The 12,976-nt window shown below is 64.2% G+C and carries 9 protein-coding genes; 2 read left to right on the top strand and 7 right to left on the bottom strand.

Annotation, left to right across the window (positions count from 1 at the left end):
- On the bottom strand, positions 1-739 hold a 739-nt coding region (locus QZY01_RS09380), incomplete at its 3' end, for a cation diffusion facilitator family transporter (protein WP_294536294.1).
- Between the two features lie 257 nt (positions 740-996).
- Between QZY01_RS09380 and QZY01_RS09385 the strand changes: the two genes are divergently transcribed.
- Together QZY01_RS09385 and QZY01_RS09390 are read left to right on the top strand one after the other, a co-directional pair.
- Positions 997-2,379: an NAD-dependent succinate-semialdehyde dehydrogenase gene (locus tag QZY01_RS09385; RefSeq protein WP_294536296.1), complete on the top strand. Its 1,383-nt coding sequence runs from the start codon at positions 997-999 to the stop codon at positions 2,377-2,379.
- 96 nt (positions 2,380-2,475) lie between these two features.
- On the top strand, positions 2,476-3,351 hold the full coding sequence (locus tag QZY01_RS09390) for an oxidoreductase (protein ID WP_294536298.1): 876 nt from the start codon (positions 2,476-2,478) through the stop codon (positions 3,349-3,351).
- Positions 3,352-3,658: 307 nt separating this feature from the next.
- On the opposite strand, the gene QZY01_RS09395 is transcribed toward QZY01_RS09390, so the two are convergent.
- The 6 genes from QZY01_RS09395 to QZY01_RS09420 form a co-directional block, all read right to left on the bottom strand.
- Positions 3,659-4,945, bottom strand: a complete 1,287-nt coding sequence (locus QZY01_RS09395) for an MFS transporter (RefSeq protein ID WP_294536300.1) — start codon at positions 4,943-4,945, stop codon at positions 3,659-3,661.
- A 24-nt stretch (positions 4,946-4,969) separates the two neighbouring features.
- Positions 4,970-5,974, bottom strand: coding sequence for a dihydroorotate dehydrogenase-like protein (locus tag QZY01_RS09400; RefSeq protein WP_294536302.1), 1,005 nt, complete (start codon positions 5,972-5,974; stop codon positions 4,970-4,972).
- Between the two features lie 46 nt (positions 5,975-6,020).
- The gene (nifJ, locus tag QZY01_RS09405; protein WP_294536304.1) at positions 6,021-9,599 is read right to left on the bottom strand and encodes a pyruvate:ferredoxin (flavodoxin) oxidoreductase; all 3,579 of its coding nucleotides are present in this window, start codon (positions 9,597-9,599) and stop codon (positions 6,021-6,023) included.
- A gap of 8 nt (positions 9,600-9,607) precedes the next feature.
- Positions 9,608-11,317: an NAD(P)-binding protein gene (locus QZY01_RS09410; RefSeq protein WP_294536306.1), complete on the bottom strand. Its 1,710-nt coding sequence runs from the start codon at positions 11,315-11,317 to the stop codon at positions 9,608-9,610.
- Positions 11,318-11,356: 39 nt separating this feature from the next.
- Entirely contained in the window at positions 11,357-12,358 is a 1,002-nt protein-coding gene (locus tag QZY01_RS09415) for an NAD(P)-dependent oxidoreductase (RefSeq protein ID WP_294536307.1), read from the bottom strand.
- Between the two features lie 357 nt (positions 12,359-12,715).
- Positions 12,716-12,976: hypothetical protein (locus QZY01_RS09420; protein WP_294536309.1), on the bottom strand; the 261-nt coding region annotated here is incomplete at its 5' end.

Raw genomic sequence — 12,976 nt, forward strand, 5'->3', positions numbered from 1 at the left:
GGTCGGCGGGTTCGCCGATCAGCAGTCCCTTGGTTTCCCGAGCCAGAAAGGCGGCCGTCACCGCAAGGACGAGGCTGATGAGAATGGAGGCGACGCCATCGAGAACGGGCAGATCGAGCTGGATGGACAGAAAGGCGCCGGCAAAGGCGATGGAAAGGCCGATCAGCGCGGCGCTATCCTCGAACACGACCATGAAGGAGGGGGGATCCTTGCTGTCGTGGATGGCTTGGAAAATCTCGGCATAGCGCATCCTGCCCTTGAACCCGCGCAACGCGATCAGCCAGGTGGAGCCATCGAGCAGCGCCGACAGCGCCAGAACGATGTAATTCACATGGGCGAATTCAATGCGCGTCGGCTGAAGCACATGCGCGACGCCATTGACGAAGGTGACGCCGGCCCCCAGCGCAAAGACCTGCACGGCGACGACGAAGCTCCAGAAATAGATTTCGCGGCCATAGCCGAAAGGGTGGCTGTCGTCGGGCGTCCGCTTCGACCTGTGGACGCCATAGAGCAGCAGAATGGAATTGCTGCTGTCGACGAGCGAATGAACGGCTTCGCTCCACATCGCCGAACTGCCGGTCAGCATGGCGGCGCCGACCTTGATCGCCGCGATCGTCAGGTCACCGGCGATCGAGACAAAGAGCACCTTGCGTGTGGTGAGCCGGGCGGCGGTGCGGGGCGCCATCAACGATCCTTTGGCGACGGGCGAGGCGATGGCGCGGTCGCGCGCTCGATTCATGCGATGGCCGGCGCCGGACAGGACAGCGTCGGAAACTACGCATGACCTTGGTTTTTGACGCGCCAGCAATCGAGACCTCGCAAGTGAGCAGTTTCCGAGCCTGTCGCTTGCATCGGGCCAGCCTAAAGTCCGCATCGCGCTCCAAAGGCGCGGCCGCCCCGATGGGCGGCGTTTTCTGGCCGCAAGGGAAAGTTTTTCTTTTGGCTATTCGGCGGAAAATCGGCGGCGCGTCGCGCCTGCCACGAAGGAATGGACGCATGGCCTATCAAAGCTTCAATCCGGCCACCGGGAAGCTCGTAAAAAGCTTCGATCAACTGACGGATGAACAGCTTGAGGCAAAGCTCGCCGCCGCCGCGCAATGTTACCGGAGCTGGAAACAGAAACCCTATGCGGAGCGCGCGGCCGTCATCACCAGGGCGGCGGAAATCTTGCGCGCGAAAACCGATCAATTCGCCGCGATCATGACCCTCGAAATGGGCAAGAAGATCCGCGAGGCGCGGGGCGAAGTGGCGTTCAGCGCCGATATCCTCGACTATTACGCCAAGAACGCCGAACGTTTCCTGGCGCCGACGACGTTGCATCCGACGGTCGGCGAGGCCCATATGGAGAGCAGTCCGATTGGCGTGGTCTTTTGCGTCGAGCCGTGGAATTTTCCTTATTACCAGCTGGCCCGCGTCGCCGGGCCGCAGCTGATGGCCGGCAATGTTCTGGTGGTCAAGCACGCGGCTTGCGTGCCGCAATGCGCCATCGCCTTCGAGCAACTCCTGCTCGACGCGGGCGCTCCCGCTGGCCTTTACTCCAATCTTTTGATCTCTCACGCCCAATCGGACCTCGTCATCGATGACCCGCGCATAAAAGGGGTCGCGCTGACGGGCAGCGTCGGCGCCGGCCGAACCATCGCCGCGCGCGCCGGCCAGAATCTGAAGCCTTCGTCGATGGAACTCGGCGGCAGCGACGCCTTCATCGTGCTTGAGGACGCCGACCTCGACCACACCGTCAAATGGGCGGTCTGGGGCCGCATGTACAACACGGGGCAGACCTGCTGCGCGGCGAAACGGTTCATCGTCGTCGACAAACTCGCCGACGCTTTTCTGGAGCGGTTTGCGGCCGCGCTCGGCGCCATCGAGGCAGGCGACCCATTGGATGAGAAGACCTCGATGGGTCCGCTCGCCAGCGAAGAAGGCCTGCTGCTCCTTCTGGAACAGGTCAGGCAGGCCGTCGACCATGGCGCGAAAGCGCTGGTCGGCGGCAAGCGCGTCGATCGGCCCGGCTCCTATATGGAGCCGACGATCCTGACCGGCGTCACGCCGGAGAACCCGGCCTTCCGCGAAGAATTCTTTGGCCCGGTGGCGCTGTTCTTCCGCGTCAAGGACGAAGACGCCGCCATCGCGCTCGCCAATGATTCCGACTTCGGATTGGGCGGCTCGGTGTTCACGAGGGACATTGCGCGGGGCAAGCGCGTGGCGAGCCGGATCGAGACCGGCATGATGTTCGTCAACAACATCGGCTGGTCCGACGCCGAACTGCCCTTTGGCGGCATCAAGGATTCCGGCTACGGGCGCGAACTCGGCGAGATGGGCATCCAGCAGTTCGTCAACAAGAAACTGGTTCAAACCGCGGTGAATGAAGCGCCTTTGTAACCCTGCCGGAACGGCTCCGGCCGGGATGATCAGGCGGCTGGGCGTTTGCTGGACTGGAGCGCCTCGCCGGCCGCTTTCACGAAAAAGGATATCGAAATGACCATTGAAAAAACGACAGACGCGAAGCCGCCCGTATGGTTCATTACCGGCTGTTCGACGGGTTTTGGCCACGAACTGGCGAAACAGGCGCTCGAGCGTGGTTTCCGTGTGGTGGCGACAGCGCGCAAGCCCAAAGAGATCAAGAGCCTGCAAGCCCTGGGCGACGCCTTGACGCTCAAGCTCGACGTCACCGATCACAAGCAGATCGACGCCGCCGTCGAGGCGGCCGGGGACAAATTCGGCCAGATCGACGTTCTCGTGAACAATGCCGGCATTGGCTATTTCGCGGGTATTGAAGAAGGCGAAGACGACCAGATCCGCCGATTATTCGATATCAATGTGTTCGGTCTTTGCCGCGTGACCCGGACCGTGCTGCCCGTCATGCGCGGGAAGCGGCGGGGCTTGATCGTCAATTTGTCGTCGCTCGCCGGCATCCGCGGAATGGCCGCGCTGGGCTATTACAATGCGACGAAATTCGCGGTCGAAGGCCTCTCGGAGGCTCTGCGGGAAGAAGCAGCGCCCTTGGGCGTCAAGGTGATGGTCGTCGAACCCAGCGGTTTCCGCACCGACTGGGCGGGCCGGTCGGCCGAAGAAAGCCATGGGAAAATTTCCGATTATGCGGCCACGGCGGACGCCGGGCGCAAGAGGCTGCGGGACGTGTCGGGCAAGCAGGCGGGTGATCCCGTTCGCGCGGCAAAGGCGATCATTGATGCCGCGCAGCTTGCCGAGCCGCCGCATCATTTGCTCCTTGGCGCCGACGCTTTTGAAGGCGCGATGAAGAAGGTCGAGGAACTGCGCCAGGAATTCGCGGCGGGCGAAGCCGTCGCCAGAGCGGCGGATTTTCCAGCGACGGAGTTGGACCACGCCGCCTGAGGCGTCGGCACAAAAATGACGGGTCGATGTTTCCGCCACACGCCAGATGACGGAGTTCGAGCGTCTGTTCGCGGTCTCCGGATTTTCGCGCGGACGGCTGAGTCGCCCTTGTGTCTGAAGCGCCTTGCGGCGCGGATCTCGCGATCATCGAGGGCGCCGAGGTGTCGCCGTAAGGGCGCGTCGGCGGCGATCGGGCCGCGGGTCCGGGAGAAGAAACCGCATCCCTGACGCCTCTTCGCCGGAGGGGGCCATGCGTAAATTCCGATCCTGTCGTGGATCCGGCCGCCGACTTTCGAACTTTTCACCGTCAGCCCGCAGGCTTTTTCGCGGCCGCGCCGGTCTCTTTCAAGAACAGCGCCGCGAGTCCCCCGAGGACGATGACCGCGATCATCGAGCCGCCGCCTTCGACAAAGTTCGGGAGCTGCAACGCCGCGCCGCCGGCGAACTTTTGCAAGAGCCAGCCGAAGGCGGGCGCCCCGGCGGCGCTGATCACGAAGACGAGGAAATTGATGGCGCCGGTCGCGCTGCCTTTGACCTCGTCCGGGTTGGCCTCCTTGATGATCGAATAGGGAATCATCGCCGCTCCGGAGCCGAAGCCGAGCAGGAAGGCAAGCAGATAGTGCGGCGCGGTGTTGGGCGGCAGGTAAAGAATGGCCGCCATGGAAACCAGCATCAGCACGACGCCGAAATAGAGCGCCGGTTTGCGCAGGCCGATGCGGTCCGCGACAAAGCCGAGCGCTGGCGCGCCGATGACCCAGCCGAAGGGAACCATGGCGGCGCGATCCACCGCTTCCGGGTAAGGCAGGCCCCAGCCCTCGCGCAGGAAGGAGACACCCCAGACCATGCTGCCGGCCGTCGTCGGCAGGAACAACAGGCCGGCGCACAGGCCGCACAGCCAGGTTTGCGGATTGGACAACACGATTTTGTAGGGCGCGAACATCGTCCAGATCGTGGAGTTGGGTTTTTTTTCGTCCGCGTCCAGCGTCGGTGTGACGAACAACAGGATGATGGCGACGACGAAGGTGACGGCGCCGGCATAGATCCAGAAGCTCTGCCAGGAGATCGCGCCGTGAATGAGGGGGGCGACCGCGAATTGGCCGGCGGAGCCGCCCAGCATTCCGACGCATTGCGTGATGCCGATGGCGGTGGCGAGATAGCGGCGCGGAAAACCGTGGGCCGCCAGATAGACGGCGCCGGTGAAGGCGAACGCGGCGCCGGCGCCCTGGAGCAGGCGTCCGAGGCCGGCGAGACTTTGGTCGCCGAGGCCGAACAAGGCGATGCCGGCGGCGAGCAGCGCCGTGCCGATAGAGATCGGATATTTGGCGCCCCAGCGGTCGAGCGCCGCGCCGGCGATCAGCGCAAAGGTCGAATAGGTATAATAGTAGAGACCGATCAGGGAGCTGAGGCCGAGTGTGTCCAGCGCGAACGCCGACTTCAATTCGGGCAGCATGACGCTCGGCGCCGACCGCACGGCGTATTGCAGGAAATAAAAGATGACGCAGAAGAGCCACGCCATGATGAAAGACGTCCTGAAGCTCCCGGCGAGCTGCGGCTGCGGCTTCACGATTGTTGCTTGAGGGGCGGCGATTGACATGGCGATCCTCCTAACGGCGTTGTTTCAGCGTATGACGGAGGCGTAGCCGGCCGTCAGGATGTCGCGGTACTCTGCCCGCATGAGCGCAGCGGCGTCGAAGGCGCGGCGATGGTCGGCGAGCCGGCCCCGGAAGGCGTCGAGCGACGCGAAGCCGCGCCGCTCCATCCAGTCGCGCAATCCGCTCACCAGAACCCCGATATGGGCTGGGCCGAATTTGACGAGCGCCGAGGCGGTCATCGCGACATCCGCGCCGACAATCAGATATTTCACCACCTCCTCGCCGCTCCATACGCCGGTGGTCGCGGCGATCGAGCCCTTGAAGCGCGGCGAGATGAGAGAAATCCACATCAACGGAACACGGATGTCGTAGGGCGTGCTCAAATGGAGATTGACCTGCGGCGTCAGCGTTTTGAGATCGATGTCCGGCTCATAGAAGCGGTTGAACAGCACGAGTCCGTCCGCTCCGGCGCCGGCCAGTTTCGTCGCCAGATTGGCCGGCGAGCTGAAGAAAGGCGCGATCTTTACGGCGACCGGGATGCTGACCTGCTGTTTCACCGCGCGGACGATTGCTGCATAGCTTTCCTCGACTTGGGCGCCGGTCTCGGCGGAGTCGGCGGGCACGCGATAAATATTCAGCTCGATAGCGCTCGCGCCCGCTTGCTGCAATTTCTGCGCGAAACCGACCCAACCGGCGTCGGATTGGCCGTTGAGGCTGGCGATGATTGGAACGCCCGCTCGCTCCGACGCCTTGCGCAGGATTTCGAGCCGGCTCTCCAGAACGCCGCGATCCTCGCGCGTGGAAAAATATCCCGCCGCCTCGGGCTGGCTGTCGGCCCCCTGATCCGTCAGCGCCGCATGGCGAATTTCCTCGGCGGATATCTGCTCCTCATAGATTGAGGCCATGACAATGGCCGCCGCGCCGGCGTCGGCGAGCCGCAACACGCCGTCGAGGTCGGCGGAGAGCTGGGAGGGCGAGGCGACGACTGGATGCTTGAGGTCAAGGCCGAGATATTTCGTGCTCAAATCCATGGCGTCTCTCCACACTGGCGGCGCGACCGGGTTTTGCTCCGGAGGTTCATTTCGGCGCGTCCTCCCAATGGGGGAGGAAGCGCCCGCCGTCGCGAGCGGCCAGATCTTCGTAGATCCGGTAATTTTCCAGCACCGCCGCCTGGGCCTGCCTCAGCATTTCCGCAGCGGACTCGGGATGAGACCGCGTGAGCGTCTCGTAGCGAAGCTCGCGATAGATATAGTCGCGCAGCGGAAGGCGCGGACGCGGTGAGTCCAGCCGGAACGGATTGAGGCCCTGGCTGCGCATGGTCGGGTCGAACCGGAACAAGGGCCAATAGCCGCTGGCCACCGCCCGCGCCTGTTGCTTCATCCCCGTCCGCATGTCGATGCCATGCGCGATGCACTGGCAATAGGCGAGGACGAGAGACGCGCCCGGATAGGCCTCCGCCTCGCGCAGGGCGATCAGGGCCTGTTCGGCGTTGGCGCCGAGCGCGATCTGGGCGACATAGACATTGCCGTAGGAAATCGCCTGCAGGGCGAGGTCCTTGCGCGGCGTGCGCTTGCCGGCGGAAGCGAATTTGGCCGAGGCGCCGAGCGGCGTCGCTTTCGACGACTGGCCGCCGGTGTTGGAATAGACCTCGGTGTCGAGCACCAGCACATTGACGTCGCGGCCCTGCGCCAGCACATGGTCGAGCCCGCCAGAATCGATGTCATAGGCCCAGCCGTCGCCGCCGACGATCCAGACGCTGCGGCGCACGAGAAAGTCCGCCACGGTTTCGAGCCGGCGCGCTTCCTGAGACTGGATCGCGGCGAGCTTTTCCTTCAAAGTCACGATACGGGCGCGCTGGGCGAAGAAATCGGATTCGCTTTGCTGACGGCTTTCGAGCAGGGCCTTCACGAGATCGACGCCGACCGCGGGTTTGACGCCCTCCAGAAGGGCGCGCGCCGCACGCGTCTGCGCGTCGATCGCCAGACGATAGCCGAGGCCGAATTCGGCGTTGTCCTCGAACAGCGAATTGGCCCAGGCGACGCCGCGCCCGTCGGCATTGGCCCTCCAGGGATGGGCGGGCGTATTGGCCGCATAGATCGCGGAGCAGCCCGTGGCGTTGGCGACCTGCATCCGGTCGCCGAACAATTGCGAGATCAGCTTGAGATAAGGCGTTTCGCCGCAACCGCCGCAGGCGCCGCTGAATTCGAACAGCGGCTCCAGAAACTGCACGCCGCGAATATTGGCGAAATTGACCCTCTCGCGATCCGGCGAGGGCAGCTTCTCGAAAAAGGCGATGCTTTCGCGCTCCTGCACGAGGATCGGGAATTTCTCGCCCATGTTGATCGCGCGCTTTCCGTCGCCCGCCGGGCTATAGGCCGGGCAGTTTTCGACGCAAACCCCGCAGCCGGTGCAATCCTCGACATAGAATTGCAAGGTGAAGCGCGACTCGGGATAGCCGCGCGCATTGACCGGCGCGGATTTGAAGCCGCCCGGCGCGCCGTCCAGCGCCCTATTGGGATAGGTCTTGGCGCGGATCACGGCATGGGGGCAGACGATGCCGCATTGCCCGCACTGGATGCACAGGCCCGGATCCCAGATCGGCACTTCCACCGCGATATTGCGCTTTTCATATTGCGTCGTGCCGCCGGGGAACGTGCCGTCCGCCGGCATCAGGCTCACGGGGATCAGATCGCCGCGCCCAGCCATGATTTCCGCCGTCACTTCGCGCACGAAAGCCGGCGCGTCCGGACGCACGATGGGCGGCAGCGCTACGCCGTTAAGGTCGGCCGGAACCGCAACCTCATGCAGGGCGTCCACCGCCGCGTCGACCGCGGCGAAATTGAGTTTCACCACCGCCTCGCCCTTGCTCTCATATGTCTTCTTGATGAAGCGCTTGATCTGGGCGATGGCGACGTCCGGCGGCAGGACATGCGCGAGATGGAAGAAGCAGGTCTGCAGAATCGTGTTGAGTCGCGGACCGAGCCCGATGCGCAAGGCGACCTCGGACGCGTCGATGACGAAAAAGCGCAGCTTCTTGTCGATGATCTGCTTCTGCACCGGTCTCGGCAGTTCCGCCCAGACTTTTTCCGGCCCATGGGGACTGTTCAAAAGGAAGGTCGCACCAGGCCGCGCCGGTCCCAGAATATCGCGCTTGAACAGGAAGCTGAACTTGTGGCAGGCGACGAAACTGGCGTGGCGGATCAGATAGGGCGCCGCGATCGGCCGGGGGCCGAACCGCAGATGCGATGCGGTCTCGGCGCCGGACTTGTGCGAATCATAATCGAAATAGGCCTGCGCATATTGGTCCGGGCCTTCGCTCAGGATTTTCACGCTGTTCTTGTTGGCCCCCACGGTGCCATCGGCGCCCAGGCCATAGAACAGGCAGCGCACAGTGTTTTCCGGCTCGATGTCCAGCGCCGCGTCGTAATCGAGACTGGTCCCGCTGACATCGTCGATAATGCCCAGCGTAAAACCGTTCTTCGGATCGGGCTTTTTCAGTTCGTCGAACGCGGCTTTGGCCATGCCGGGATGGAAATCCTTGGAGGAAAGGCCATAGCGTCCGCCGATCACCCGGGGCATCAGCTTGCGGCGCCCGGTGGCGACGGCGTCGGCGAGGACGCCGACGATATCGGCGTGCAGGGGCTCCATCGGCGAGCCCGGCTCCTTGGTGCGATCGAGCACGGCGACCGCGCGAACGCTCTCGGGCAGGGCGGCGAGGAAGTGTTCGGCGCTGAACGGGCGGTACAGCAGCACCTGAAGCGCGCCGACCTTTTCGCCTTTGGCGTTGAGCCAGCGCGCGGTCTCACGCACGACTTCGGCGCCGGAACCCATGCAGACGACGACGCGCTCGGCGTCGTTGGGGCCGTCATAGCGGAACAGTTCGTAGCGCCGTCCGGTCAACCCGGCGAAACGATCCATGGCGGCGGCGACAATGCCCGGAGTCTTGGCGTAATAGGGATTCACCGCTTCGCGCGTCTGGAAATAAGTATCGGGATTTTGCCAGGTGCCGCGAATGAACGGCCGCTCGGGGCTCAGCGCGCGCGCGCGATGGTCCCAGACCAGGGTCTCGTCGATCATCGCGCGGATCTGCTCGTCGGGGATGAGCGTCAACTTGTTGTATTCGTGCGAAGTGCGGAAACCATCGGTGAAATGGATGAACGGCACGCGCGCGGCCAGCGTCGCCGCCTGCGCTATCAAAGCGAGGTCATGGCCCTCCTGCACCGAACTCGCGCCGAGAAGGGCGAAGCCGGTGGCGCGCGTGGCCATGATGTCCTGGTGGTCGCCGAAGATCGACGAGGTTCCCGCCGCCAGAGCCCGCGCCGCGACATGAAACACCGTCGAGGTGAGTTCGCCGGCGATCTTGTACATGTTCGGCAGCATGAGCATAAGGCCCTGCGACGCCGTGAACGTCGTCGTCAGGGCGCCGCTTTGCAGCGCGCCATGGACGCAGCCGGCGGCGCCCCCCTCGGCCTGCATTTCCTGAACGGAGGGAACCTCGCCCCAGATGTTCTTGAGCCCCTCGGCGGACCAGGCGTCGGCAAGCTCGGCCATGCCGGAGGAGGGCGTGATCGGATAGATCGCGCAGATCTCGTTCACGCGATAGGCGACGTGGGCGACGGCGGTGTTGCCGTCCAGGGTGACAGTTACAGGGGTCATTTGGCGCCTCACAATCGCACTTTGAAACGGCTCGGGGCGATCGGCTCCCCGAGACTGCCGATTGTCGGGCTCCCGACCGCGAGGTCTTGCCGGGCGGGTTCGGGCGTCATTTCGATGGCGTGGCAGGGGCATTGCTCGAAACAGACGGCGCAGCCCGTGCACAAGGTCAGATCTACTTCGTAGCCGCGCCCCGGGCCGAGGCGCGAAATGGCCTGTTCCGGGCAGGCCGCGTAGCAATTGTCGCATTCGAAGCAATTGCCGCAGGACAGGCAGCGCTTGGCCTCGAAGCGCGCCTGCGGCTCGGCCAGCCCGTCGACGATCTCGCCGAACCCGGTCCGCCGCGCGAGCGGCGTCTCGCGCTGCTCCTCGCGCGGGGCATCGAGATAATCGAGCAGATGCAGCATCTCGAAGGTGACGAGCGGATGGGAAGGCGGATGCTGGTAGGTCTTATTGTCCATCCACTCCAGCATGGCGCGGGCGGCGAGTTTGCCGTGGCCGACCGCCGCCGTCATCGTTCGCGCCCCGCCGATGCAATCGCCTCCGGCGAAAATTCCCGGCTGGCCGGTCATGAGAACGGGATCGACACCGACGACTCCGCCGGGCTGGATCGCGACACCGGGCGCGCCGCGCAACAGCGCGAGATCGGCGTGCTCGCCCACCGCCAGAATGACCGAATCGGCCGCGAGGCGTTCCGTCTCGCCGGTCGGTGTCACGCCGCCGTCGGGTTTCAGGCTGAGTTTTTCGATAACGATGCCCTGCGCGCCGAACTGCTCCACAGCGCTCATCCATTTGATCCTGGCGCCTTCGGCGAAAGCCGCCTGTGCTTCCTCGGGATGGGCCTCGAGATGGGCCGGGTCCGAGACATAAACGAGCACGGTTTCCGAGGCGCCGAGGCGAAGCGCGGTCCGGGCGGCATCCATGGCGACATTGCCGCCGCCGATCACGGCGACCACCCGGCCGAGAACCGGCGCCTTGCCGCGCTCCACGTCTCCGAGCAGGCCGATGGCGTCGATCAGCTTCTTGCCGTCCATCGCTGGAATAGCAATGTGGTTGGCGACCTGCGCGCCCACGGCGACGAAAACCGCGTCGAAGCCGCCTTCCTTCCGTGCGGCGGCGACATCGTCGACCTTCTGGCCGCTCTTTAAAGTGATTCCGGGCAGGGAGACGATGCGCGCGATTTCCTTGCGCAAGATATCGCGGGGCAAACGATAGGCCGGGATGCCAAAGGCCATCATGCCCCCGGGCTCTTCCGCTGCGTCGCGGATCTCGACCCGGCATCCGGCGCGCGCGAGATGATAGGCGCAGGAAAGGCCGGCGGGTCCGGCGCCCACGACCAGCGCGCTCTTGCCGCTGAGGGGCCCCTCGGCAACGCGCCAGCCCTTCTCGACGGCCAGATCGCCGAGAAAGCGCTCGATGGCGTGAATGGCCACCGGCGCATCGAGGAAGGTCCGGTTGCAGGCGTTTTCGCAGGTGTGATAGCAGGCCCGCCCATGGGTCGCGGGCAGGGGATTGGCCTCGACCAGCTTTCGCCACGCCGTCTCGTAATCGCCGGCCTGCGCAGAGCCAAGCCAAGACTGGATGTCCTCTCCGGCGGGACATTCGTGGTTGCACGGAGGCAGGAAGGTGACAAAGCGCGGCTGCTGCCATCGTATGCTGCCGGATCCCCTGAGCGTCGTTTCCTGCAACGCCTGGGTCAGGTCGGGTAATTTCAACGGCATTTTTTCCTCCTGGCGCCGGGCGCCATGATCGAGGCGGTCTCAGACGACGCGGTTGGACTTTTGTCCCGCGATGAAGGCGGCGATGTTTTCGACCGTCGTCGTCATGATCCTCTGGAGCGCTTCCCCTGTGTTGTAGGCGTTGTGCGGGGTGATGATGACATTGGGAAAGCGAAGCAGGGCATGGTCGGCGAAAGCCTCGGGCAGTCCGGCGGGCATGGCGGAACCCTTCCGGAAGATCGCGGCTTCGTGGCGGATCAGTGCTTCCCTCGGCAGCACGTCCAGCCCGGCGGCGCCGACCTTGCCGGTGGAGAGGGCGCGGATCAGCGCCATGACGTCGACGACATCCCCGCGTGCCGTATTGATCAGCACGACGCCTTTTTTCATCCGCGCGAATTCGCGGTCGGAAATCATCCTGTCGGTTTCCGGCGTCTCCGGGACATGGAGCGACAGCACGTCCGCCGCAGCTAAAATCTCCTCGAGTCCCGCATAGCGGTATCCGAGCGCCTCGGCGTGTTCGGGCTTGGGATAGAGGTCGTAGGCGAGGACCTTCATGCCGAACCCGCGCGCGATTTCGACGGCGCGCAAGCCGATATGCCCGGCCCCGATGATTCCGATGGTCTTGTCGCGAAGCTCGAAACCCCGCCGGGTCGACAAGGAGAAATCGCCTCGGCGCGTCGCCTCGACGCTGTCCACGACATTCCGGCTCAGGGCCAGCAGCAAGGCGAAAGCATGTTCCGCGACCGTCGAGTCGCCGTAAACCGGCACGTTGCAGACGCCGACGCCGCGCTTGCGGCAATAGTCGAGGTCGATCTGGTCGAAGCCGGTGGAGCGCGTGGCGATCAATTTCAGATGGGAGAATTCGTCCAGAAGCCCTGGGGCAAGCGACGAGTCGAGAGCGGTGCTGATGATCTCCGCTTCGTGAAAGGCGCCCGCGTTGTCCCGCGTGAGCGCGGCGCTCTCGCAGAGGACGTCTCTGCTCGCGGCGAGCGTCGCCGTTGCGGACTTGTCCGAGTCCGCCATTTCAAAAAAGATGACCTTCATGGCGGAGCCTTTGTCTGAATGAACAATTCCCGAAGCGGCCGGCTGCGGCCACATCTGGTGAATGTGAAGCGTTCGGCATTCGATTGATGTCAGCCAAGGCTAGGCGGCTGGCGGCGCCGGGAGCAGGTTCGGAAACTACCCACGGGCGGGACGGCAAGTCCTGCCGTCGGCCATTTATACAGGCCGGAGGGTTCCGCTCCGACTGCGGCGGAGCCGTCAGGGCGCCTTTGGACGCCCGTCGGTAAATCATAGCGCGCTGCGAGTTACCGGTTCTGATTGGTGAGGGGTCGGCGGAGTCCCAACTGCGGTTGCCTTACTCCTGTAGGAAGTAGTGCTTCATAAGAGCGCAGGGTTTTTTCAATAATTCAATGTTTTCGGTGGACTTTTCGCGGAGAGTCCGTTCGGATTCGAAACACCATCGATCCCTAGGTAGATTCCGACGCTGTCCCCGGACGTCTCGATGCGGTCGGTATTCGATCCGTGTTCCCCAGATACCGCGAAGGGCCGTGGCTGAAAGGGAAGCCTCGTTCGCAAAGCAGTGAAAATGGCTAATTCCGAGACCGCGCCGAGCGCGGGCAAAAAGCTCGATGTTGGCAGGAAGGCGCCCGCTGATCCGAA

Origin of the sequence: uncultured Rhodoblastus sp., from assembly GCF_903903185.1 — a bacterium.
Classification (GTDB): domain Bacteria; phylum Pseudomonadota; class Alphaproteobacteria; order Rhizobiales; family Beijerinckiaceae; genus Rhodoblastus.